General features: G+C 68.6%; 19 protein-coding genes and 1 tRNA gene. 13 read left to right on the forward strand and 7 right to left on the reverse strand.

Annotated features, from left to right (window positions below; translation table 11 throughout):
* The 3 genes from OXN85_14620 to OXN85_14630 form a co-directional block, all read left to right on the forward strand.
* Nucleotides 1-762: undecaprenyl-diphosphate phosphatase (locus OXN85_14620; GenBank protein ID MCY3601198.1), on the forward strand; the 762-nt coding region annotated here is incomplete at its 5' end.
* Nucleotides 743-3043, forward strand: coding sequence for a DNA translocase FtsK 4TM domain-containing protein (locus OXN85_14625; protein MCY3601199.1), 2301 nt, complete (start codon nt 743-745; stop codon nt 3041-3043). The genes OXN85_14620 and OXN85_14625, both read left to right, overlap by 20 nt.
* Before the next feature lie 7 nt (nt 3044-3050).
* Nucleotides 3051-4880 carry an N-acetylmuramoyl-L-alanine amidase gene (locus OXN85_14630; protein MCY3601200.1) on the forward strand — a complete coding sequence of 610 codons (1830 nt, stop codon included), beginning with the start codon at nt 3051-3053 and terminating at the stop codon, nt 4878-4880.
* A gap of 78 nt (nt 4881-4958) precedes the next feature.
* On the opposite strand, the gene OXN85_14635 is transcribed toward OXN85_14630, so the two are convergent.
* A complete protein-coding gene (locus OXN85_14635; protein MCY3601201.1) occupies nt 4959-5777 on the reverse strand; it encodes an oxidoreductase in 819 nt (272 codons plus the stop codon).
* 157 nt (nt 5778-5934) lie between these two features.
* On the opposite strand from OXN85_14635, the gene OXN85_14640 reads away from it, so the two are divergent.
* Entirely contained in the window at nt 5935-7071 is a 1137-nt protein-coding gene (locus OXN85_14640; GenBank protein MCY3601202.1) for a hypothetical protein, read from the forward strand.
* Here OXN85_14640 and OXN85_14645 read toward each other — a convergent pair.
* The 5 genes from OXN85_14645 to OXN85_14665 all read right to left on the reverse strand — a co-directional run bounded on the left by OXN85_14645 (nt 7068) and on the right by OXN85_14665 (nt 11767).
* Nucleotides 7068-8042, reverse strand: a complete 975-nt coding sequence (locus tag OXN85_14645) for a hypothetical protein (GenBank protein MCY3601203.1) — start codon at nt 8040-8042, stop codon at nt 7068-7070. The two genes, OXN85_14640 and OXN85_14645, sit on opposite strands and share 4 nt — an antisense overlap.
* Before the next feature lie 98 nt (nt 8043-8140).
* The gene (locus OXN85_14650) at nt 8141-8284 is read right to left on the reverse strand and encodes a hypothetical protein (GenBank protein MCY3601204.1); all 144 of its coding nucleotides are present in this window, start codon (nt 8282-8284) and stop codon (nt 8141-8143) included.
* Nucleotides 8285-8400: 116 nt separating this feature from the next.
* Complete coding sequence (locus tag OXN85_14655) at nt 8401-9237, reverse strand: hypothetical protein (GenBank protein ID MCY3601205.1); 837 nt, start codon at nt 9235-9237, stop codon at nt 8401-8403.
* A 13-nt stretch (nt 9238-9250) separates the two neighbouring features.
* Nucleotides 9251-10729, reverse strand: coding sequence for an adenosylhomocysteinase (ahcY, locus tag OXN85_14660; GenBank protein MCY3601206.1), 1479 nt, complete (start codon nt 10727-10729; stop codon nt 9251-9253).
* 54 nt (nt 10730-10783) lie between these two features.
* Nucleotides 10784-11767, reverse strand: coding sequence for a metalloregulator ArsR/SmtB family transcription factor (locus OXN85_14665; GenBank protein ID MCY3601207.1), 984 nt, complete (start codon nt 11765-11767; stop codon nt 10784-10786).
* 144 nt (nt 11768-11911) lie between these two features.
* Between OXN85_14665 and OXN85_14670 the strand changes: the two genes are divergently transcribed.
* Nucleotides 11912-11985, forward strand: a tRNA-Pro gene (locus tag OXN85_14670).
* Nucleotides 11986-12038: 53 nt separating this feature from the next.
* Nucleotides 12039-13610, forward strand: coding sequence for an amidohydrolase family protein (locus OXN85_14675; GenBank protein ID MCY3601208.1), 1572 nt, complete (start codon nt 12039-12041; stop codon nt 13608-13610).
* A gap of 10 nt (nt 13611-13620) precedes the next feature.
* On the opposite strand, the gene OXN85_14680 is transcribed toward OXN85_14675, so the two are convergent.
* Nucleotides 13621-15567 carry a CocE/NonD family hydrolase gene (locus tag OXN85_14680; GenBank protein MCY3601209.1) on the reverse strand — a complete coding sequence of 649 codons (1947 nt, stop codon included), beginning with the start codon at nt 15565-15567 and terminating at the stop codon, nt 13621-13623.
* A gap of 166 nt (nt 15568-15733) precedes the next feature.
* On the opposite strand from OXN85_14680, the gene OXN85_14685 reads away from it, so the two are divergent.
* The 7 genes from OXN85_14685 to tcmP all read left to right on the forward strand — a co-directional run.
* Complete coding sequence (locus tag OXN85_14685) at nt 15734-17869, forward strand: hydantoinase/oxoprolinase family protein (protein ID MCY3601210.1); 2136 nt, start codon at nt 15734-15736, stop codon at nt 17867-17869.
* A complete protein-coding gene (locus OXN85_14690; protein ID MCY3601211.1) occupies nt 17866-18057 on the forward strand; it encodes a hypothetical protein in 192 nt (63 codons plus the stop codon). The genes OXN85_14685 and OXN85_14690 overlap by 4 nt, the downstream gene beginning before the upstream one ends.
* 6 nt (nt 18058-18063) lie before the next feature.
* Nucleotides 18064-19503 carry a sodium:solute symporter family protein gene (locus OXN85_14695; GenBank protein ID MCY3601212.1) on the forward strand — a complete coding sequence of 480 codons (1440 nt, stop codon included), beginning with the start codon at nt 18064-18066 and terminating at the stop codon, nt 19501-19503.
* 10 nt (nt 19504-19513) lie between these two features.
* The gene (locus OXN85_14700) at nt 19514-21250 is read left to right on the forward strand and encodes a hydantoinase B/oxoprolinase family protein (protein ID MCY3601213.1); all 1737 of its coding nucleotides are present in this window, start codon (nt 19514-19516) and stop codon (nt 21248-21250) included.
* Nucleotides 21247-22425 (forward strand): FAD-binding oxidoreductase, encoded by a 1179-nt coding sequence (locus OXN85_14705; GenBank protein MCY3601214.1) that lies wholly within the window; start codon nt 21247-21249, stop codon nt 22423-22425. Before OXN85_14700 ends, OXN85_14705 begins: the two co-directional genes overlap by 4 nt.
* Nucleotides 22426-22568: 143 nt before the next feature.
* The gene (locus OXN85_14710) at nt 22569-23360 is read left to right on the forward strand and encodes a phage Gp37/Gp68 family protein (GenBank protein ID MCY3601215.1); all 792 of its coding nucleotides are present in this window, start codon (nt 22569-22571) and stop codon (nt 23358-23360) included.
* Nucleotides 23360-23689, forward strand: a 330-nt coding sequence (gene tcmP, locus OXN85_14715; GenBank protein ID MCY3601216.1) for a three-Cys-motif partner protein TcmP, incomplete at its 3' end; no start/stop codon positions are given. The genes OXN85_14710 and tcmP, both read left to right, overlap by 1 nt.

The raw sequence follows: 23689 nt of genomic DNA on the forward strand, positions 1-23689 counted from the left end.
GATGAGGCGCTCCGAAGTCCGGGGGTTCTCTTCGAGATCGTGGTCCACCTGGGAACGCTGGCCGCCGCCCTGATCTACCTCCGCCGCGAGGTCCGCGGGCTGCTGCGCTCGCTTGCGGGAGCGGGCGGGACCACCCCCGGGGGTCAGGACGCGGTGCGTGCCGGCCGGCGGCTCGTCGGCCTGCTGCTCGTCGCGTCGATTCCGGCGGCCGTCGTCGGGATCACGTTCCAGGACCAGATCCACCGCGCTTTCAGCGGCATCGGCTTCGCCGCCGGCGGTCTCGTGCTGACCGGCGCGGTCCTCCTCGCTTTCCGGCGGCCTCCCGCACAGCCCGACGCAGCCGCTCCCCGGACCCGGACGATTCCGCTGCTCCCCCGCGGCCTCGCCGATGCGCTCTGGATCGGCATCGCACAGGCGGCGGCCATTTTCCCGGGCGTGTCGCGGTCGGGTCTCACGATCGTCGCGGGCCGTCAGCGCGGCGTCTCGCCCGCCGACGCCGCCCGCTTCAGTTTCCTGCTGTCCGCTCCCGCGATCGCCGGAGCCGCCCTGCTCGAGGGCGCTTCCACCCTCGGGGGCGGAGCGCTGGCCGAAGCCGGGGGCGTCGTCGCGCTGGAGTTGACGCTCGGGTTCCTCGCCGCGTTCGTGGCCGGGACATTCGCGTTGCGGTGGGTCTTCGACTGGCTTGCCCGCGAGCGGTTCCACCAGTTCGGCTGGTACTGCCTTGCGGTGGGAGGGATCGGCATTGGCCTTTCGAGCGCTTAGGACGGCGTTCGGCCGGCGGAGAGTGTTCGGCATCGCCCTGCTCGCCCTCGCCGCCCTGATCCTGCTGTCGCTCGTCTCCTATTCCCACTCGGATCCCGTGCTGCTCCTCAAGGCGGGCACCGGCGACACCGTGACGAACTGGCTGGGGCCGACCGGGGCGTTTCTCGCCGAGGTCGTCCTGCAACTGGTCGGCGTCGTCGGTTTCCTGATCCCGCTGGTGCTGTTCCAGGCGGCGCGGCGGCGCCTGCGACCCGCACCTCCGGAAGGGGACGACTCCACCGCGGTCCGGCTGCTCATCCTGGCGAGCCTCGCGGTCAGCGCCACCGGCCTCGCCTCGCTCGCGCAGCAGGTCTTCGGCGACGGGACCGGCGCCGGGTTCGCCTGGGGCGGCGTCGGGGGCTCCCTGCTGGCGACCGCGCTTGCGGGCGCCATGAACCCGCTCGGCGCGGGGGTCGTGCTGGGAGCGATCGGACTCATGGGCTACGCCGCGCTCCGGGAATGGGGCTTTGGGGGACCCGTGCTCAAGGAGCACGACGCCAGCCACGGGCCCGGGTGGATCCGGCGGCTCTTTCTGCGGCTGCGTCCGACGGGACGTCCGGCGGAGGACCAGGAGGCGCTCGACCCGGAGGTCGCGGAGGGCGCCGAGAGGTCGTTCGTGGTGCGTTTCCCGAAGAAGCGCCGGAGACCGGACCCGGAGATGGACCCCGCCAAGGAACCCCTTCCGGTGGCCCGGCCCCCCGCCCGCCCCGACCTGCTGAAGAAGCCCGCCACTCCGGGCGCCCGGCGGGCGCCCGGCGCCTGGAAGCTGCCCTCGCTACAGCTCCTGACGCGCCGCGCCCATCAGCCGGCCCCGGCCAAGCGGGCGCTCGAGAAGCGCCGCACGGCCCTCGAGGCCGCCTGTCTCGAACACGGGGTGCGGGGCGAGGTGGACCGCATCCAGCCGGGGCCGGTGGTCACGACGTTCGAGTTCCGGTTGGGCGAGGGCGAGACGATCAAGAAGATCCGGAACCGCGAGGAAGAAATCTGCATGGCCCTGCGCGCTCCGGCCATCCGGGTCGAGCGGGTGAAGGGGAAGGGCGTGGTGGGGATCGAAGTGCCGAACGAATCGCCCTCGGTCGTCGGCCTCCGGGAAATCCTCGAATCGCCCGACTTCCAGGAGGAGAGCGGCGCGCTGCCCATCGCGATCGGCCGGCTCGTGGACGGACGGCCGCTGGTCAAGGACCTCGCCGAGATGCCCCACCTGCTGATCGCCGGGGCCACCGGCGCCGGAAAGTCGGTGCAGCTCAACACCCTCCTGTGTTCGCTGCTGACGCGGCGCACCCCGGATGAGCTTCGGTTGATCCTGATCGATCCGAAGCGGGTGGAGCTCCGGCCCTACCGGAACATCCCGCATCTGCTGACCCCGCTCATCCTCGAGCCGGACCAGGCGAAGACCGTGCTGCAGCACGCGTGCCGCGAACTGGACCGCCGCACCCGGATCCTCGAGGAGCACGGCGTCCGCAACATCGACGGATTCAACCGGTTGGTCGACAAGATGGCCGCGCAGGCGGCGAGAAGGCGCCGCAAGAAGAACGAGCCGGAACCCGAGATCCCGTCGCCCCTGCCCCGGTTGGTGATCATGGTGGACGAGCTGGCCGATCTGTTCATCCACGCGAAGGCGGAGGTGACGCCGGCGATCCAGCGGCTGCTCAGCCTGGGCCGCGCCGAGGGCATCCACCTCGTGCTGGCGACCCAGCGGCCCTCCACCGACATCATCAGCGGCACGCTCAAGGCGAACCTCCCCACGCGCATCGCCTTCCGGGTGGCCAGCTACGTGGACTCGCGGACCATCCTGGACCGGGTGGGAGCCGAGACGCTGCTCGGCAAGGGGGACATGCTGATGATGCGGCCCGGCGCCGACCTGCCCCGGGCGCAGGGGGCCTACGTGGACGAACGGGAGGTGGGCAAGCTCGCCCGGTTCTGGGAGAGCGCGGCGGAACCGGTCTTCGACACCGGGATGCTGGAGGAGGAGCAGCCGCTGCCCTTCGTCGGGCCGGGGAATGGCGCGGCGCAGCGGGCGAACGGTGCCGCCCGGGGCTCGAAGGGCGGGGATTCGCTCCTGCCCCAGGCCCGCGAACTCATCATCCGGGAGCAGAAGGCCTCGACGTCGATGCTCCAGACCGAAATGGGCCTCGGCTACCAGCGGGCGCGGCGCATCGTGGCCGAACTGGAACGCCAGGGAGTCGTGGGTCCGGCCCGCGGCGCCCAGCCGCGCGATGTCCTGGTCGCACCACCGTCCTGAGCTCCCGGTGATCGCAGTGGCCCCTTCCGTCCGACTCGGCGCCACGCGGCTCGCCGTGCTGCTGTGCGCCGGGCTGGCGCTGGCCGGCCCCGCCCCCGCGTTCCCGGACGCCGGCGCCGTCAGCCCCACCGCGAAGAATCTCTACGAGGCGGCCCGGCGGGCCGAGGAGACGCTCCGCGGTTCGCAGACGGCGATGCGCGACGAGGACCAGTGGCAAGCCATCGCGCGGAAGTACCGGCTGGTGGTCCTCTCCTTTCCCCGAAGCGGCTATTGCGACGACGCGCTCCACTACGAGGGAGGCATCTACCGCGACGCCGCCGAGCGTTTCGATGACCGGCGCTTCGCGGTGCGGGCCGCCGACGCCTTCGCTCTCCTGATCCGCGGGTATCCGGCGAGCCGCTGGGTCCCGAAGGCCCTCTACGAACAGGTCCGGCTGTACGCGGGCCGCCTCGACGACGAGGCCGAGGCGCGGAGCGCCCTCGAACGGCTCCGGAAACGCGCGCCGCGCAGCCCCGAGATCCGGATGGCGGCCGCCGTCCTGGCGAAGCCCGAGACCCCGGCCGGCGCGGCGGAGCGGCCGGCGGACGGGACGAGGCGAACCGTCGCGGTCCGCCAGGAAGTGCAGCCCGCCGATCCACCGACGACGGTGCGGAACATCCGTCACTGGGTCGGGGACTCGCACACCCGGGTAGTGATCGACCTCAGCGGCCCCACGCCGCACACCGAGGGCAGGCTCACCGGACCGGACCGGGTGTTCTTCGATCTCCACGGGGCGACGCCGGACGACGGGCTCGAACGCCGGGCGTTCCCGATCGAAGGCTCGCACCTCCGGCGCATCCGGCTCGGCGTTCCGGCAGAGAAGACCACCCGGGTGGTGCTCGACTTCTCGAGCATCCGGGAGGTCACCGTGTTCGCCCTTCCCGATCCCTACCGGCTCGTGGTGGACATCCACGGGGCGCCCCCGCTGCGGGTCGCGGACAGCTCCGGGGACAGGGCCGCGCCGGAGGCTGACGACTCCCCGGCGGAGGCGAACCGAAGCGCCACCGCGACCCCGGAGACCGGCGACGAGGCCTCGCCCTCGCCGCCGCGCCCCACCGAGGGGGGCTACTCGATGGCGCGCCAGCTCGGCGCGGGAGTGAACCGCATCGTCATCGACGCGGGACACGGCGGCAAGGATCCCGGCACCCATGCCGGCAGTCTGCGCGAGAAGGACATCGCGCTCGATATCGCTGAGCGGGTGCGCGACGACCTCACGGAGCGTGGGTTCGAGGTGATCATGACGCGCGAGAAGGACGTGTTCATTCCCCTCGAACAGCGCGCCTTCATCGCCAACAGCCGCGAGGCGGACCTGTTCGTTTCCATCCACGTGAACGCCGCGAGGAACCGGAAGGCCCGCGGCCTTGAGACCTTCTACCTGAATCTGGCCACTTCAGCGGACGCGGCGGAGGTGGCCGCCCGGGAGAACGCCTCCAGCGGCATGGTCCGGATGGCCGATGTCCGCAAGCTGGTGGATCAGATCGTCAATCACAGCCGGAAGGAGGAATCCCGGGAACTCGCGACGACCATGCAGGCGGCGATGGCCAAGAGCATTCTCGGCCGGGAAAACCACCCGCTGAACCGCGGCGTGAAGACGGCGGGATTCCACGTGCTGCTCGGCGCCCAGATGCCCGCCGTGCTCGTCGAAGTGGGTTTCGTGAGCAACCGCGAGGAAGCGAGGCAGCTCCGCAGCGCCTCCCACCGGGAGAAGATCGCGTCCGCCATCGCCGACGGCGTGAACCGCTACGCGGAGACGCTCGGCCAGGTCGTCCAGACCACCGCCACCCAGAACGAGCGGTAGCCGCGCGCCGGCCTGGAGCCCCCACCGGGAGGACTGGGCCGGCTTCAGCCGGCACGCGCAGCGCTCCGGACCGGCCCGTCAGCGGAACATGCGTCGCAGCATGAATTCGTAGACCCCGTCTCCGAACCACTTGCGGAGGAACATGAAGGGGCGGGCCATGGAGCCGCTCGCGTACCGCCGCCGCGGCTTTCGGGCGGTCGCGGCTTTGACGAACACCCTGGCGAGGACCTCCGGCGCGGTCCCGAGGCTACCGGGTTCGAGGCCGTCCATCAGCCCAAGAAACGATTCCACCTGGGACTTGTACGCCGTGTCCCCGGAGTACCTCCTGAGGCCGGCTCCCATCACGTCGCCGAACTCGGTCCTGATCGCGCCCGGCTGGATCACGACGACCTGGATGTTGAAGGGGGCGGTTTCCACGCGCAGGCAGTCCGACCAGCCCTCGAGGGCGTGTTTGGTGGCGTGGTACCAGGCCCCGAGGGGGGTGAAGATCCTCCCTCCCATCGACGAGACGTTGATGATTCGGCCCGAGCCCTGCGCTCTCATGTGCGGCAGGACGAGTCGGGTGAGGTGGGCGAGCCCGAACAGGTTCACCTCGAACTGGTAGCGCGCGTCGTCGAGCGGAACATCCTCGACGGGTCCGTAGAGCCCGAAACCCGCGTTGTTGACCAGGACGTCGATGCGTCCCTGGTCCGCGATGACGCGGCTCACGGCCCGCTCGTTGTCGTCGCTTCTGGTGACGTCCATTTCGACGGGAGTGACGCCGTGTTCGGGCAGGTCTTCCATTCGGTCTGCCCGGCGCGCGCCGGCGTAGACGGTGTGGCCTTCGCGGGCCAGCAGGATCGCGGCCGCCCGGCCGATGCCTGAGGACGCTCCCGTGACGAGGCTGATCTTGCCCAAAGCGATGCTCCTTGATTGATGATACCTGACGTGGCGTTAGCACCATACACCTTACAGCGGAGTCAAGGTGCCTTGCGCGTGCCTTTACATGGCGTCGAAAGGGCGTTTACGATGGCGGTAGCACCAGCACGAGAACCTCTTGGGAATGCGCTCGACCATGAGACTCACGCACGCCGCACTCGGACTGTCCATCGGCATTTCGCTTCTCGGCTCCGGGCTTCACGCGCAGGACTGGGGCGACCACCGCGCGTACCAGTATCACTTCGGAGAGATCTCCATTCCGCCGGCGTCGGAGGATGAACCGATTGCGGAGAACCTGTCTCTCGAGCGGGCGCTCACGTACCTGGACGATGGAGCCAGGGCCTGGGCGAACAACCGCGGCTGCGTCTCGTGTCACACCACGGGTTGGTACGGGATCCTTCGTCCGCAACTCGCCGAGAGCCTGGGTCGGCCCGACGCAGACTTCCGGGCCTTTCTCGAGGAGCGTCTTCAGGACAGGCTGGCCGCGGACCCCGAAGAGCTCCAGCAGGATGTGAACCCGGCGGAGGTCGTGCACCTGGCCGCGTCTCTGGCATCCTGGGATGCGCATGTGGACGGGCGGCTGTCTCCCGAGACCGGGCAGGCTCTCCAGCTCATGTTCAGCCTTCAGCGCGACAATGGGGCCTGGCACTCCCCGGACACGTGGCCGCCTTTCGAGTCCGACGCGTATCAGCTCGCGACCGTTGCGGCCATGGGCGTGGGCCTGGCTCCGGGCTGGCTCGAGCAGGCCACCTCTCCCGAGTTGCAGGGGCAGATCGCGAGTCTGCGAGCGTACCTGCGGCGGGTCCCTCCTCCCCATGACTACGCGCGCGTGGCGCTGCTCTGGGCGGACCGGCATCTCCCCGGCCTGATCAGCGCCGACCAGAAGCAGGACATCGTGCGGACGATCCTGGACCGTCAGCGCCCGGACGGGGGGTGGTCGATCCGCTCTTTCGCTCAGCCCGAGGAGTGGGGCCGGGGCAACCGGGCGGAACGCCTGCGAGCCGAGGCGGACTTCGGCGACCCCGCGAGCGATGGCCACCAGACCGGTCTGGCGGTCGTAGTGCTGTCGTCCGCCGGAGTGCCGCCAACGCACCCGGCCGTGCAGCGAGGCATCGAGTGGCTGAAGCGGAACCAAAGAGAATCGGGCCGCTGGTGGACGAAGTCACTCAATACGGAGACATGGCACTTCATCACGTATACCGGGACGCTCTACCCGGTGATGGCTCTCGCCGTGACGAGTTCCCTGGCGAGTCCCTCGTCCGAGGAACGTTAGGGGACTCGGAGCTCGTACTTGGCGATTCGCCACGGAGGGAACTCCGGATTCAGCAGCACGTACAGGTGCCGGCCTCCGCCCAGCACCTTCGACCCCTCCGGCAACGGCACGTTCTCGAAGAGCTTCTCCCCCGTATGGCGATCGTAGGCCTCCACGTACACGTCGAGCTGTTTGAACGGAAACCAGGGCTTGGCGGGATCGTGCCGGCCGACCGTGAACACCAGGTAGTCGTCCACGACGTCCATGCCGGTCACGAGATCGAAGCTCTCGATCAACCGCTTCATCATCGTGCCCGCCTGGACCGCCGCGCCCTCTCCGCCCGTAAACGCCAAGGCCCCCGGCTCCAGCTCCGGCACTCGGCGGAAATCCGGCGAGGGAATCCCGATGCTTCCTACCGAATCGCCGGCGGCGCTCAGAATCGTAGCGGGGTACAGGAGGCCCGCCATCACGTACACCGAATCGCCGCCGACAGCACCGTGCAACCCGCCCAGGGCATTCCAGTATGGCTTGCTCGCGGCCAGCGTGTTCCAGCTACTCCAGCTGACCGAGCTGCCGACCAGCCGATGGAAAATCCCGTCCATTTCGGCCACCAGATTCACGTCCCGCGCCCTGCCCGTGAACACGAGGTCGCGGCCGAAGGGCAGGAGCATGCTGGACGTGAAGTCCTCAATCAGCAGCATGCTGTGAGGAGTCAGATCCGGGGTCAGATAGGTCACGGCCCCATTCTGGGCGCCCGTCACCGCGATGCGACCGTCTGCGAGTTCCGCAACGCCCCGAATCGTGCGGAACTCCCACGGCCCGTCGCCGAAGCGTCCGAACCCGGCTTCCAGGGATCCGTCCTCGCCGTAGATCCGCACCCGTGGGAGCAGCCGGTCCGCGATGATGAAACCGCCGTCCCTCCGCTCGAAGAACTCGCCCACCTCGGCGATGGAATCGGACGGTCCCTCACCCAGTACGATGACCTCCGCCATCGCGAAGATCTCCTCGAGCGGCGGCGAGGGAACCTCGGCCGGTCGCCCCCCGCACGACGTGACGGAAACGAGGATCGGAGCGACCAGAACCGCATACCTCAGCGGGCTTTCCGTTGCTCGCGCTCTTCGCGTATCCAGCGGACGATTTGATCGGTCTCGACGGGGGGCAACTGCGCGCGTAATGCGTCCATCCGGGCGGCGGCGTCCCGCTTGTCCATCATGTGGTTGACCCGTCGAACCATGTCGTCCTCCTCAACCCATACCCCGGGCATAGTGTCTGAGGACTATACACCTCCAAGCGTCCTCGGGGTTTGCGGAGCCGGGTGACCCGTTACGTCTGCGACACCATCGGCCAGCTTCAGGGGCGGAGCAGCAAGCCCAGGGCCAGTCCCGCTTCGCTGGCCTTCATGCTCGAACGGACGGTGACGACGACGTCCTCGAACTCCGTGGTCCACTCTTCCCGGGCGTAGACCGAATAGCTCGCCTCGACCCGGAGGGCGACCCGCTGGCTCAAGGACTTTTCCAGTCCGATCCCGGACTTCCAGACCGTGAAGTCCATGTCGCGGCCCTCCTGGCCGGACTCGAACTGGGAGGGATCGCAGGGCTCGGTCGTGAAACAGCCGTCGAAGTGGTTGGTGAACGTCGCGCCCGCAAAGCGGACTCCGGCGAGGAGATGCAGGCTGATGCCCCGTGACTGCAGGCCTCCCGGACTGCCGCCGAGCCTCAGAGTCACCCCGTAGCTCGTTGCCGGATCCAGGTTCCACCGGTCCGGCCAACTCTCTCCGAGCTGCTTCCGTTCAGGTGAAATCCCCACGCCTGGGAACTGCGCCTCCACGGTGCCGCCGCGGGATTCCACATCGACGGCCGCATCCAGAAAGTAGGCCCCGCTGGAGAACGGCACCCGGTACCCGGCGACCAGACCGACCCCGTAGGAGAGCGCGTCCCCGGAGACCTCGTCTTCGAAGACCTGCCCGCGCCGGGGCTCCGGCACCAGCGTGTTGGGCGCCGTGTTGTCGACGGATTTCTGCATCGTCGCGCTCAGCGGTCCGACTGGAAACGCCAGGCCCAGGTAGAAGCCACCATTCCCCGCATTGCCCTCGTCCGCCTGGCCGGCGAGGCCGTCCGTGGCGACGAAAGCCGCCAACGCGAGGCAGCCGAGCAGGCCTGTGGTCGACACTCTTGGGAACATCCTCACGCTCCGTTCTCCGCTAGTAGCGGTAGTGGTCCGGCTTGAAGGGGCCGTCTTTCGGCACGCCGATGTAGTCCGCCTGCTCCTCCGTCAGTTCCGTGAGCCGTGCGCCCAGGTGATCGAGGTGCAGCCGCGCCACCTTCTCGTCCAGGTGCTTCGGCAGCATGTAGACCTGACGCTCGTAGGCCTCGTGGTTCCGCGCGAGTTCGATCTGCGCCAGCACCTGGTTCGTGAAGCTCGCGCTCATCACGAAGCTCGGATGCCCCGTCGCGTTCCCGAGGTTGAGCAGCCGCCCCTCGGACAGGATGAGCACCGAGTGCCCGTCCTCGAACACGAACTCGTCGTACTGCGGCTTGATGTTGTTCCGCGTCACGCCGCCCTTCCCGAGCCCGGCCATGTCGATCTCGTTGTCGAAGTGGCCGATGTTGCCGACGATCGCCTTGTCCTTCATGCGCGCCATGTGGTCGAAGGTGATCACGTCGCGGTTGCCCGTCGCCGTGATGAAGATATCCGCCGTCTCCACCACGTCCTCGAGCGTCCGCACCTGGAAGCCCTCCATCGCGGCCTGGAGCGCGCAGATCGGGTCGATCTCCGTCACGACGACGTGCGCGCCCTGCCCCTTCAGCGCCTGCGCGCACCCCTTGCCGACCTCCCCGTAACCGCACACCACGGCGGTCTTGCCCGAGATCATCACGTCCGAAGCGCGGTTCAGCCCGTCGATGACCGAATGACGGCACCCGTAGATGTTGTCGAACTTCGACTTCGTCACCGAGTCGTTCACGTTGATGGCGGGGAAGAGAAGCGTGCCTTCCGCCGCCATCTCGTACAGCCGGTGGACGCCGGTCGTCGTCTCCTCCGACACCCCCTGGATGCCGGGCGCCGTGCGTTCCCACCGTCCCGGGTCCTTGGCCGCGATCCTGCGCAGCGTCTCGAGGATGACGCCCCACTCCTCGGGTTCCGTCTCCGGATCGAACGCCGGAATGCTCCCCGCCCGCTCGAACTCGAGACCGCGGTGGAGGAGAAGCGTCGCGTCGCCCCCGTCGTCGACGATGAGGTCCGGGCCCGAGCCGTCCGGCCACAGGAGCGCCTGCTCCGTGCACCACCAGTATTCCTCGAGCGTCTCCCCCTTCCAGGCGAAGACCGGGATCCCGCGCGGGTCCTCCGGGGTGCCGTCCGGCCCCACGGCGGTTGCGGCGGCGGCGTGATCCTGGGTCGAGAAGATGTTGCACGAGACCCAGCGCACGTCCGCGCCCAGGTCGGCCAGCGTCTCGATGAGCACGGCCGTCTGCACCGTCATGTGCAGCGAGCCCATGACCTTCCGGCCCGCGAGCGGCTTCGCGTCGCGGTATTCCGCCCGCACCGACATCAATCCGGGCATCTCGTGCTCGGCGAGGCGGATCTCCTTGCGGCCCCACTCCGCCAGGCTGAGGTCGGCGACCTTGAAGGGAATCCGGCCGGCGGCGGTCTGGGTCGATTCGTGAAGTACGGCGCTTTCCATCGTCTATCTCCTCAGGTGTTCAGAGAGTTTCGGTGTTCAAACGTTTGTCCGTGTTCAGACAGTCTTCGTTGTGCAGACAGCTTTCCTGGCAGTGGCGGCGAAGAGTGCCGGTCCCGACGCCTCGGGCTCGGGGGCGAGCGGGAGGTGGCGGTATCCTTCGAGGCCGGCACCACGCGTCCAGCCGCGCATCTGATCCTCCGCGAAACCGAGCCACAGGTGGCCCATGGTTTCGCGATACTCCTCCCTCTCGTGCGCGCGCATGTCGAGCACGAGGAGTCTTCCGTTCGGGGCGAGTGCCCGCGCCGCCTCCGCCAGCACCCGGCCGGGTTCGACCGTGAAATGGAGGACGAGCATCAGCACGGCGAGGTCGAGTTCTCCGTCTTCGACCGGGAGCGACTCCAGTTCCCCCTGGCGGACCTCGACGTTGTCGCGTTCGCCAAGGCGCACGGCCGCCGCCGCCAACATCTCGGGTGATCGGTCGACCGCAATCACGCGCTTCACGAAGGGGGCGATCATGTTGGCGAGCGTCCCCGTCCCCGCGCCGAGGTCGCCCACGATCCACTCGGGATCGAGCAGACCGAACAGTGCCGCGAACCGGGCATCGCCTCCGAACAACTCATCGCGGAGGGCATCCCATTCCGTTGAGGACTCCGAAAAAAAAGCCGCAGCACGGTCCCGGCGCTCGGCGAGCACGCTCTCGGCCCGCTCGGCGTCGTCCGCGACCCAACGCGCGCCCGTGAGCGTTCCGGACGTGATCTGCCACAACTCCCGCGCTCCGCGCTCGAGGGCGCCCTCCATGCGGTAGAACCGGGTCTTGCCCTCGTGTCGCCGGCGCACCCACCCGTCATCCGCGAGCACCTTCAGGTGGCGCGAGACGGTGGACTGCGGAAGCTGGAGCACGGAGACCAGTTCCGAGACGGTGAACTCGTTCCGGTCCAGGAGCGTAAGCAGCCTGAGCCGGTTCTCGTCCCCGAGGGATTCGAAGCGGGAGAGCAGGTCCCGTGTCGGCGCGGGCGCCCGAATGGCTGTCGTATCCATAAATCCAAATATATGGATACATTGATGTCGGCGCTACACGCTCTCTACGACCGGCCCGCTGCGATCTCCGCGATCATGTCGGACCCAGCCCGTTCGGCCGTCAGCTTGACCCGATCTCGGTACAAGCTAGCTTCACGTCCACATCGGGGCGTGGCGCAGCCCGGTAGCGCGCCTGAATGGGGTTCAGGAGGTCGCGAGTTCAAATCTCGCCGCCCCGATTTCTTCAAACTGCAGCACTTCGGTGTCGTTGTCCTTCTCCGGAGTCGGGACCATGGGCTCACGATCGGCTGTCGCGACGGTCGCCTTTCTCTCGCTCCTGTCCTGGCCGGGTCCGGCCACCGCGCAGGAATCCGTCAGGTCCTTAGCGATCGTCGGGGCGACGATCATCGACGGTCACGGGGGCGCCCCCATCGTCGATGCGACGATCGTCATCGAGGGCGGCCGGATCGCCGCCGTGGGTCCGAGCGCGTCGGTCGCCGCCCCGGACGCTGCCGAAGTCATCGACGGGAGCGGGAAGTTCGTCACGCCCGGGTTCGTGGACACGAACGTCCACATGTCGCTCGCCTTCGGCCGCGGCGCGCGCGTCGAGGAGCACGCGGCCTACTGGGCGCACCACGAGGCGCTGATCCTCCAGGGACTCCAGCTCCACCTCAAGCACGGGGTGACGACCGTCCGGGACAGCTACGGCGTCCTGCGTCCGATGCAACGGGTCAAGGAGAAGATCGATTCCGGGGAGGAGATCGGCCCGCGCACCTACCTCGCCGGCAACATCGTGGGCTGGGGCGGGCCCGCCTCGGAGACGTTCGCCGGCCTCCCGGAGTCGGAGATCAGCTTCTTCGCCGAGCAGATGAACGACGAGGTCACGCTCGGAAGCGGCGAAGAGATGATGCACATGACGCCCGAGGAACTGCACGTCGCGATCAACGCCTACCTCGACCACGGACCGGATTTCATCAAGTACGGCGGCACGCACCACTTCAACTATCCGGCGGGGATCTCCTTCTCACCGCGCGCCCAGCGCGTGATCGTGGAGGAGACGCACAAGCGCGGGCTCGTCGCCGAGACCCATGCCACGAGTCTCGAGGGTCTGCGCCTCTCGATCCTGGCGGGGATCGACCTCATCCAGCACCCGGACAACGTCGGGAACCGCACGATCACCGATGAACTCGTCGACATGATCGTCGAGCGCGGGATCGTGTGCTCGATGCTCGTCAACCAGTTCACGGGCCCGAGCTGGCGGTTCCACGTCCGCAACATGGAGCGCGCGAGGGAAGGCCTCGCCGAGGCCCAGGCGCGGGAGCGCCAGCGCCGCATCCCCCCGACGACCGCGGAGATCCGGCGTCGCGTCCAGGACACCGGCCTTCCGCAGCCGGGATCCGTGATGGAGGGACGCTGGACGACGAAGCGCACGAATGCGAAGAAGCTCATCGAAGCGGGCTGCATCGTGACCGTCGGCACCGACAACACGCTCTTCGGGCGCGGCGGCGTGGCGGCGGACTTCCTCCGCGAGGAGCCCGAGAACATGGAGCACCAACTCCCCGGCCTGGGCACGGTCCTCGCCATCGAGGGGCTCGTCGAACTCGGCATGACGCCGCTGGAAGCGATCACCGCCGCCACGAAGAACGGCGCCATCGCGAGCAAAGCGCTCGACGACTACGGCACGCTCGAAGCCGGGAAGGCGGCGGACATCGTCGTTCTGGACGCTGACCCGCTCGCCGACATCGCGAACATCCGGCGCCTGTCGATGGTCATCAAGAGCGGCCGGATCGTCGATGTCGACGCACTCCCCACGAACCCGATTGCGCTCGACTGGGCCGCCGGCCCGCCTGACGGGTCGCGCTAGAGCCTCACGCTCAGGGCATCAGGGGGAGCAGGACGTGCGAGGGGTTTCCGGCCTGGTGGTAGACCGTGTTGTTGGCGACGCGCCACCTGCGGTCGCGCGGGTTCCCCGTATTCCGGTTGATGTCGAAGTTGGGGAAGCTGCTGCTGTAGACGTCGACCCGGATGCGGTGTCCCGCCTTGAAGAGGTTCGCCGAGGGTTCGAGCGGGAACTCGAGGCGGTAGACCTCGCCCTCCTCTATGAGCACGGACTGCTCGAACCCGTCCCGGTAGCGCGCGCGGAGGATCCCCTCGGAGACCGGGAAGGCGTAGCCGCTCGGGTAGTCCGGGCTCGACGGATGGACGTCGAGGAGCTTCACGTAGAAGTCGGTGTCCGGGGCGTCGGATGAGATGAAGAGGACGGCGGTGATGTCTCCGGCGATCGTCAGGTCGTCCGGCAGCGGGTCCGTCTGGAAGACGAGCACGTCCGGGCGGGAGGCGATCGGCATGCCGGGGATCCCGTGGCCGGGCAGCGTCTCCATCTCGATCTGGTCGCGTGGGCCCATCCCCTGGAACCCGAACTCGAGCGCGGGTCCGTAGGCCACGATGCAGCGGCCGTTGCTGGAGACCGTGTTGCGCGGGTCGTACGTGTAGGTCGTCGAGGAAGCTCGCGCGGACGGCGCCTCGGGGGCGAGCCCGCCGCCCTCGTGGAGATGGAACTCGGTGGGCCGGGCCGCGGCCGGGGGCCAGTTCGCCTCGTAGCGCCACGCCCCGCCCTGGTTGAGGCGGCCGTTCTCGGCCTTCCGCCCGTCGCCGCCGCCCATGATGAAGTACTTCGCCGGCGCCCACACGTCGGCGCTCTCGTCGCCCTTCAGCCAGCGGTCGAACCAGCGGAGTTCGAGGTTCAGGTAGTCGTCGTAGGTCACGACCCGGGCGCCTTCCGTCCCGAAGTTCACGTCCCCGATCGACGAGGCGAAGTTGTTGTGCGTCCACGGACCGATGAGGATGTGCTGGTTCTCCCGCCCCATGCGCACCATCGCCTGGTACCCGTCGCTGATCGTGCGCGGATACCAGTCGAACCAGCCCACGACCCAGAGGATGGGCATGTCCGGGTACGACTCGAAGTGTTCGTCCATGCCCAGGCCCGGCTGCCGCCAGAAGTCGCTGTAGTCGTAGTTGTCGAAGTAGAGCTGGAAGGCGGCCTCCTCGTACGTGGGAGCGAGGCTGAGCGGCGTCTCTCCGCGCCGCCACGGGGTGCGCGAGGCCCAGTCGAGGAACGTCTGCCCCGTTCGCATCTCGTTGATCGCTTCGGTGATCTGCGGGTTCGCCCGCGCCTCGTTCCCGTTCGACGCGACGGACAGGATCCACTGCAGCAGCCCCAGGCCCAGGGCGCCGCCGCACTTCATGCTGTAGGTGTAGGCGTTCGTCGGCCCCTGGTAGGGGATCATCGTCTTGAGGCTGGGCGGGTTCAGCGTGGCGGTCTCGAACTGGACCCACGCCTGGTACGAGACGCCGTACGTGCCCACCTGGCCGTCGCAGGACGGGTGCCGCGCGACCCATTCGACCGTGTCGTAGCCGTCTTCCGGCTCCTGGACGAAGGGGAAGAAGTCGCCCGGCGAGTTGAACCGCCCGCGGCAGTCCTGGACGACGGAGACGTACCCGTTCCGCGCGAAGAACATCGCGTGCTCGATCGAGATCGGCCGCATCTTGTCGTACGGAGTCCGCGCGAGGACGGCGGGGAGCGGCTCCTCCAGCGGGACGCCGTCCACGGCCGGCAGATAGAGATCCGTCATCAGGTCGAGGCCGTCGCGCATGGGGACCGGCACGTCCTTCACGATGACGACGTCCCCATCCGTCTCGGCGGCGAGCCCGCGATCCGTCGCTTCGGCGCTCCCGGCCAGCCGCTCCGGGTCGAACGCGGCGCCCAGCCCAGTCATCCCCGCTCCGGCAAGTCCGAATCGAACGAACGATCTGCGGTCCATGTGGCCCTCCAATGGGCGTGATAGGGAGACGATCGACGGCGGCGGACCCTCGGTTCCCAACCTACGGACGCCGACGACCGCGTCCAGACGTGGCCGGCGTCCGCGCCCCGGTCGCGTTCAGCGGCGCCTTGTCACGGGAAACGCCCGCATCGAAGGTTGGTGCGCGATGACGGGCAACCAGTTCCACCTCGGGATAGATGTGGGCGGCACGTTCACGGACGCGGTCCTGATCTGTGAGGAGACGGGCCGCATCGACACGGCCAAGGTTCCGTCCACGCCCGCGGATCCCTCCATCGGCTTCATGGCCGCGGTGGATCGCGCACTTGCAAACGGCGCGGTTGACCCCGCAGCCATCTCCCACCTGGTCCACGGCACGACCGTTGCGACGAACTCGCTCATCGAGGGGAAGACGCCGAAGACGGCCTTCGTGACCACGGAAGGCTTCGGCGACATGCTCGAGATCGCCCGCCAGGTTCGTCCCTCGCTTTACGACGTCCACTTCGAGAAGCTCCGCCCGCTCGTCCCGCGCGATCTGTGCTACGAGGTGCCGGAGCGGCTGGACGCGGCGGGCGATGTCCTCCGGCCCCTCGAAGAGGACGCCGTTCGGGAGATCGCCGCGGCGCTGCGGGCGCGAGAGGTCCGGTCCGTCGCCGTGTGTCTCCTGCACGGCTACGCGAACCCGACGCACGAGGAGCGGGTGGCCGAGATCCTGGGAGAAGACGACCCCGACCTCCTCATCTCCCTATCATCGAGCGTATGCCCCGAGTTCCGGGAGTATTTCCGGGCCAGCACGTGCGTGATCAACGCCTGCATCGTCCCCGTAGTGGCGCGCTACCTCACCGGGATCGAGGAGGGGCTGAGTCGGGCGGGTCTCCAGGCGGAGCTTCTCGTCATGCAGTCCAACGGCGGGGTGCTGACGGCGGAGCAGGCGGCGAGCAAACCCGTGTTCATGGTGGAGTCCGGGCCCGCCGCGGGTGTGGTCTCCGCCAACTTCATCGCGGGCCAACTCGGTCACGCGGATCTCATTTCCTTCGACATGGGAGGGACGACCGCCAAGGCCGGGCTCGTCCTCGACGGCCGGCCGCGCGTTACGAAGGAGTACGAGGTCGGAGCCCAAGCCCAGCCGGGACAGGGGATGACGCGGGCCGCCGGTTACCCGATCCGCACGCCCGTCATCGATCTCGTGGAGGTAGGCGCGGGCGGGGGAAGCCTCGCCTGGGTGGACGCCGGAGGGGGGCTTCGCGTGGGGCCCCGGAGCGCGGGCGCCGACCCGGGGCCGATCTGTTACGGGAGGGGTGGGACCGAACCGACGATCACCGACGCCAACCTCGTGCTCGGCCGCCTGAACCCGGAATACTTCCTGGGCGGCGAGATGGAACTCGACGTGGACGCGGCCGCCGCGGGGATCCGCGAGCGGTGCGCCGAGCCGCTCGGCCTCGACCCGGTCGAAGCGGCGAACGGGATCATCGAGATCGCGAACGCGACGATGATCAATGCGCTACGGCTCGTCACCGTGCGCCGGGGCAACGACCCGCGCGAACTGACCATGGTCGCCTTCGGCGGGGCCGGGCCGCTGCACGCGAACCGGCTGTGCATGGAGATGCAGATCCCGACGCTCGTGATCCCCCCGAGCCCGGGGACGGCGTCCGCCCTGGGTCTCCTCGTCACGGACCTGCGGCACGAGTTCTCGCGCACGCGGGTCACGGTCGCCGAGGAGGCGGACGCGGCGCGGATTGGGTCGCTCTTCGAGACGATGGAGGAGGCAGGGCGGCGCACGCTCCGGCGCGAAGGCGTGGCCCCGGCGGACATGGAGTTCCGGCGCGGGATCGAGATGCGGTACGCCGGCCAGTCTTCAGAGGTGCCCGTGGCGTTGCCGCGGGAGGGGATGGACGCGGGGCGGAACGGGGAGCTGGCCGCCGCGACGTTGGCCGACGCGGTGCGCCGCTTCCACGGTGAGCATGAGCGGGCCTACGGACACGGATACCCGGAGCAGCCCGTCGAACTCGTGAACTTCACCGTCACGGCCATCGGCAGGATCGCGCGGCCCCGGCTCCCGAGAATCGGGACGAACGGAAAGGGTGTCCCGGACGCTCGGTGCGGGACGAGACAGGTGTTCTTCGCCGACGCCGGCGGCTTCGTCGATACCGCGATCTACGACCGGGCGCTCCTGCAGGCGGACCACGTTGTCGTCGGCCCCGCCGTCATCGAGGAAGTCGACTCCACCACGCTCGTGCACGCCGGGTATCGCGCCACGGTGGATGAGTTCGGCAACCTCCTGATCGCTCCGGGAGACGCCGCGTGAGCGGGCGGGCCCCGAGCGGAGGTCGACCCGACGGTGGCGCGTCGGACGCGACGACCGGGGACCGTCCAGACGCGGCCCGCATGGACAAAATCGCCCTCCCACGGCTCAACCCGTGGTTCGCGCTCCTCTTACTCGTGCTCCTGGGCTTCGGCTACATCGGCCTCTGGGGCTGGTTGCTGGGAGGGTAGCCGGGCATGGAAGGGATGCAGGGGGCCCAGCTCTCGTGGTGGCTCATCGGGGCCTACCTCGCCCTCATGCTGGGGGTCGGCTTGTGGTTCCGGCGGCGGGTGCGCTCCGTCGAGGACATGGCGGTGGCCGGGCGCCATTCGGGCGTGTGGCTCATCGCCTTCTCGGTCGCCGCCACCTGGATCAACGGCACCACCCTGATCGGAATCTCGGCGCTCGGCGCGGACTTCGGCCTCGATGCCTACTGGAGCGGCGGCTCCTTCATGCTGGGGACGATCTGGATCGCGTACTTCATCATCCCGCGGCTGTGGGAGACCGGCGTCATCACGATCCCGGAACTCTTCGGCCGCTGCTTCGGCCCGCGGCACCGGATCGTCTCCCTCCTCCTCGTCATCCTTCGGGACATGGGCGTCACGGCCGGGACCATCGGCGCGCTGACGCTCGTCACCACTGCGGTCCTCGGCATCTCCGTGGCCGAATCGCTCCTTCTGTGGCTCGGCGTCACGTCTGTCTACGTGTTCCTGGGCGGCATGTGGGCGGTCATGGCCACGGACGCGATCCAGTTCTTCATCATCCTGGCCGGCTCGATCGCGGTGCTGGTGGCGGGGCTCGCAGCAGCCGGTGGGCTCGGCGAGTTGAGCGCAAACGTCGATCCGGCGCTGATCGACATTTTCGGGCGGGCGGGCGTCACCCAGGTCGTGGCCTGGATCGTCATCGGCCTCGCGATCACCGGCGCGTACCAGGGGCTCATTCAGCGCGGCTTCGCGGCGAAGAGCGCGGACGTGGCGCGGCGGGGGTTCCTGTACGGCGGGGTCATCGCCTCGATCTGGTACATGACGCCGCCGCTCATCGGGATCGTCGCCCGCACGATCTACGGGCCGGGCCTCGCGGCGGAGGACGCCTTCGTCACGCTCGCCTTCGGGGCGGCGGGGAACGAACTCGCGAGTCTTGTCGTGGTGTGCGTGCTCGCGGCGAGCATGTCGACGCTATCGAGCACGATCAACACGATCGCCTCCAACTTCACGCTGGACCTGTATGCGCGCTTCATCGCGCCTACGGCAAGCGCCGTCCGGCAGCTCTGGGTCTACCGCCTCAACGTCCTCCTCGTGGGGGCGCTTGCGGCCGGCCTCTACCTGGCGCTTCCCCTCCTCATCGAACTGTTCTGGATCGGGGGACGGATCATGGGGGCCTCCGTCGCCCCCGCGCTGATCGGGATCGTCCTCTTCCCCTCGCTCCGGCAGGCGCCGCGGACGGTGATGGCGGCCATGCTCATCGGCGCCGCCGTGCAGGCGGTATGGCAGACGTTCGGGGCGATCCGCGAGGTGGGGTCCGTCGTCATCATCTGGGAACTGGACCCGATCCTGGTCGGACTGCCTCTCACGATCCTGATTCTGTGGGTCGGGGCGCGTCTCGAAACTCGAACCGGGGGCCAAAATGTCGCAGCCTGAGAGCCAGACCGTGAGCTCCGTGGATCCGGTTCTGTTCGAGGTCATCCGGAACGCGCTCGTCGAGGCGACCGAGGAGATGTCCGTCACGCTCCAGCGCACCGCCTATTCGACGAACATCAAGACGCGGCTCGACTACTCCTGCGCCTTCGTGGACGCGGACGGGCGGATGATCGCGCAGGCGTTCTGCCAGCCAGCCCACCTCGTGACGATCGGGCGGCTCGTCCCGCGGGCGGTGGCCGAGTACGAGGCGGAGCACGGCGAGGGGACGCTGGGTCCCGGGGACGGGCTGCTGGTCAACGATCCGCACCGGCAGGCGAGCCACCTCAACGACGTCTTCCTCATCGCGCCCTTCTTCCACGGGGGGGAACTCGTGGGATACGTCGCCAACTGCTGCCACCACGTGGACGTGGGGGGCGGGGCCCCGGCGAGCATCGGCGCGTTCCGCGAGATCTACCAGGAGGGGATCATCCTCCCTGTCGTGAAGCTGTTCGACGGCGGCGACCTGGTGGACGACGTGCTGAAGCTCATGCTCGCCAACGTGCGCGCGAAGAAGGAGGTGGCGGGCGACCTGCGCGCGCAGCACGCGGCGAACGAGATCGGACTGCGTCGGCTGTCCGCGCTGTGGGAGCGCTACGGCGCCGACCTGCTGGGTTCGTACATGAATCGGATGATCGAGTACAGCGAGCGGCGGCTGCGCGCGGAACTGGCGGAGCTTCCGCGGGGCGAGTTCGCGGCGGAGGGGTGTCTCGACGACGACGGGATCACCGGGGAGCCCGTTCGCTTGCAGGTCCGGATCCGGTTCGACGGCACGACGGCGCGCTTCGACTTCACGGGAACCGACGCGCAGCGCGCGGCGCCCATGCACTGCAATCTCACGCAGTGCTTCACCGCCTGCGTCTATGTGCTGAAGTGCCTGGTCGACCCCGACATCCCGCTGAACGAGGGGTTCTACCGCCCCATCGAGGTGGTGGCGCCGGAGGGATCCGCGGTGAACGTCCGGCCGCCGGCGGGAGTCGTCGGCGGATGGGAGGTCGCGATGCGGCTGTGCGACATCATGTTCCGGGCGCTCGCGGACCCCATGCCGGAACGCGTTCCCGCGGGAACGAAGGGGATGATCTGCCACGTGGGGTTCGGGGGCGAGGATCCGGCGACCGGGGAGTACTACTGCTTCCTCGAAACGCTCGCCGGCGGGTACGGCGGGCGGCACGATACCGATGGCCCGGACGCGGTCCAGACCCACATCCAGAACACCCAGAACGCGCCGATCGAAGAGACCGAACTCAACTATCCGGTGCGCATCCACGAGTACAGTCTCGTTCCCGACTCCGAGGGGGCGGGCCGGCGCCGGGGCGGCCTCGCGCTCTGCCGCGAGTACGAGTTCGTGGGCCACGAGCCGACGTTCACGACGCTGGCGGACCGGGCGCGGTTCCCGGCCCACGGCCTGCGCGGGGGAGACGATGGGAGGGTCGCGAGCTACAGGCTGATCTCGGGCGGCGAGGCGCGGGATCTGGGCTCGAAAGCGACCGTGCAGCTCAAGACGGGAGACCGGGTGCGGATCGAGACGGCCGGCGGGGGCGGGTTCGGACCGGCGCACGAACGGGATCCGGATGCCGTGCTCCTGGACGCGCGGGAAGGCAGGATCTCGCGGGCCCGCGCGCGGGCAGCCTACGGCGTGGCCCTCAAGCTGGGCGAATGGGCCGTCGACCTCGCGGAGACGAAGAGACTGCGCCGAGCACCGGGACGATGACCGCGGGGGCGAAGACCGCCGATGCCGTGGTCATCGGTGGCGGGATCATGGGCGCCAGCGCCGCGCACTTCCTCGCCAAGCGAGGGTTCGGACGCGTCGTGCTCCTGGAGAAGGGGCGCCTGGCGGGGGTGAGCACGGGACATTCCGCCGCGATCGTTCGCACGTACTACTCGAACCCGATCACGCTCGAACTCGCGAAGCGGGCCCTTCACATGTTCGAGAACGACCGAGATCTGCTCGGTGGCGACTGCGGGTTCCGGCCCATCGGCTTCCTGCTCCTGATCGGCGAGCGTCTGCGCGCCGCCGGGGAGCACATCCTTCGGTCGGAGCGGCGGCACGGGCTCCGCGTCGAGCGGCTCACCGTGGAAGAGGTGGCCGACCTGGCGCCGCCCCTCTCCCTGGACGGCGTGTCGTACGGCATCCTCGAGCCCCGCTCGGGCTACGCCGACCCGATCCGCACGACGGAACACCTCGTGGCTGCGGCCCGTCCTTGGGGGCTCGAGCCCCGCGCGGGCGTGGCCGCCACGGGCGTCCGCCTGCATGGGGACCGGGTGGTCGCGGTGGAGACCGAGGACGGGGCGATCGCGACGAACGTCGTCGTCAACGCGGCGGGCCCCTGGGCGGGGCAGGTCGGCTCCTGGCTCGGCCTGAGGTACTCGCTGCGCTGGAGCCGCGAGAGCGACCTGTTCGTGGAGAGGCCGGCCGGCTTCGGCGCCCTCCCCGTCGTCTCGGACCCCGGTCTCCGCGTCTACCTGCGACCCTACGGCGACGACCGGATCATCGCCGGGCTGGGGGCGCCCAAAGACATCGAACCGGTGGATCCCGACGACTGCGATCCGACCCTAGATCCGGAGATGCGCGAACGCATCGAGCGCCCGCTCTTCCAGAGGATCCCGGCGCTGGCCCGCGCCCGGCACCTGGGCGGCTACGCCTCGCTCTACACGATCACGGACGACTGGCACCCGATCGTCAGCCCGGAACCGGGCCTTGAGGGCTACTACGCCTTCTTCGGCGGCAGCGGCCACGGGTTCAAGCTCGGCCCCCCGATCGGCGAGGCCCTCGCGGATGTCATCTGCGGCGAGACACCGGGCATCGACCTCTCACCCTTTCGCCCAGGCCGCTTCATCGAAGGGAAGCCGCTCACCTCCGCATGGGGCGAGGGCAACCGCGGCTGACCCGTTGATTCCCGCTTGAAGTACGCGCGTATGTTGGAGCCGAAGCAATGATTCGACCTCAAGGAAAGGGTTGCTTTCCGGTTGAGTTCGGTTTTTATTCGGTATCATGAATCCGGAGATTCGTATGCAGGGGAACGCGACACATGGGTGAACAAACAGCCATCGAATGGACCGACGCCACGTGGAATCCGGTCACCGGGTGCACGAAGGTAAGCGCCGGTTGCGACAACTGTTACGCAGCGGCGTTTGCCCGTCGGCGACTGCGGCATACCTATCTCTTGCGTCGACCCGCCGTCGAAACGGAGGAGAACGAAACGGACCCCTTCGCCGTGAGGCTGTGGCCGGAACGCCTGGCGCAACCCGAACGCTGGTCTCGGCCGCGGATGATCTTCGTGAACTCGATGTCCGATCTGTTCCACAAGGACATTCCGGTCGACTACGTTCGCCGCATCTTCGAGGTCATGCTGGCCTGCGACCGACACATCTACCAGGTGTTGACGAAACGGCCGGCTCGGGCGGCCAACTTCTGGGCATCACATGCGAAGGCGCTGGGATACGCTGAGGTCCCGGCCCACATCTGGCTGGGCACGTCGATCGAGAACCAGAGAGTCGCCTATCGGTGCTCTCATTTGGTCCGCGTTCCCGCAGCGGTGCGCTTCCTGTCGTGCGAGCCACTCCTGGGGCCGCTCGACCTCGACCTTGGCGGCATCCACTGGGTCATCGCCGGGGGTGAGAGCGGTCCGAATCATCGACCGATGGAGTCCGGCTGGACGCGCTCGATCCGTGAACAATGTCAGCGAAGCTCGGTACCCTTCTTCTTCAAGCAATGGGGCGGGAACACACCGAAGGCGGGTGGCCGACTCCTGGACGGGCGGGAGTGGAGCGAGTTCCCCGAGGTTGCGGCATCGACGGCCCTGGCCGGTGCCGTTACGTAATGACAGCGCCCAGGGCAACAGTCTGGCCGCTCGGCCCACACTCGCTGGGCAAGCATCGAGTACTGAAGGAATACCTGAAGGCCTGGCTCCCGATCCTGGGGCAGACCCAGGGAAGAATCCTCTTCCTTGACGGCTTTGCAGGGCCAGGCGAGTACAAGCGAGGCGAGAAAGGATCCCCGATTATCGCCCTGGAGGCGTTCCTCAACCATTCGGCAAGGCAGAAGATCACGGCCGAGGTAAAGTTCATTTTCATCGAAAAGGAACGAGACCGCGCCGAGCACCTCGGTGATGACTATCGACCCCGCCCACTGCCCCGACGATCTTCTGGC

The organism is Candidatus Palauibacter australiensis (genome assembly GCA_026705295.1).
Classification (GTDB): domain Bacteria; phylum Gemmatimonadota; class Gemmatimonadetes; order Palauibacterales; family Palauibacteraceae; genus Palauibacter; species Palauibacter australiensis.

Excerpts from the sequence above, each read along its gene's own strand:
- OXN85_14665 (MCY3601207.1), bottom strand. The coding sequence starts at position 11,767 with ATGGATACGACAGCCATTCGGGCGCCCGCGCCGACACGGGACCTGCTC.
- ahcY (MCY3601206.1), bottom strand. The coding sequence starts at position 10,729 with ATGGAAAGCGCCGTACTTCACGAATCGACCCAGACCGCCGCCGGCCGG.
- OXN85_14650 (MCY3601204.1), bottom strand. The coding sequence starts at position 8,284 with ATGGTTCGACGGGTCAACCACATGATGGACAAGCGGGACGCCGCCGCC.
- OXN85_14710 (MCY3601215.1), top strand. The coding sequence starts at position 22,569 with ATGGGTGAACAAACAGCCATCGAATGGACCGACGCCACGTGGAATCCG.
- OXN85_14695 (MCY3601212.1), top strand. The coding sequence starts at position 18,064 with ATGGAAGGGATGCAGGGGGCCCAGCTCTCGTGGTGGCTCATCGGGGCC.
- OXN85_14675 (MCY3601208.1), top strand. The coding sequence starts at position 12,039 with ATGGGCTCACGATCGGCTGTCGCGACGGTCGCCTTTCTCTCGCTCCTG.
- OXN85_14640 (MCY3601202.1), top strand. The coding sequence starts at position 5,935 with ATGAGACTCACGCACGCCGCACTCGGACTGTCCATCGGCATTTCGCTT.
- OXN85_14680 (MCY3601209.1), bottom strand. The coding sequence starts at position 15,567 with ATGGACCGCAGATCGTTCGTTCGATTCGGACTTGCCGGAGCGGGGATG.
- OXN85_14685 (MCY3601210.1), top strand. The coding sequence starts at position 15,734 with ATGACGGGCAACCAGTTCCACCTCGGGATAGATGTGGGCGGCACGTTC.
- OXN85_14705 (MCY3601214.1), top strand. The coding sequence starts at position 21,247 with ATGACCGCGGGGGCGAAGACCGCCGATGCCGTGGTCATCGGTGGCGGG.
- OXN85_14645 (MCY3601203.1), bottom strand. The coding sequence starts at position 8,042 with ATGGCGGAGGTCATCGTACTGGGTGAGGGACCGTCCGATTCCATCGCC.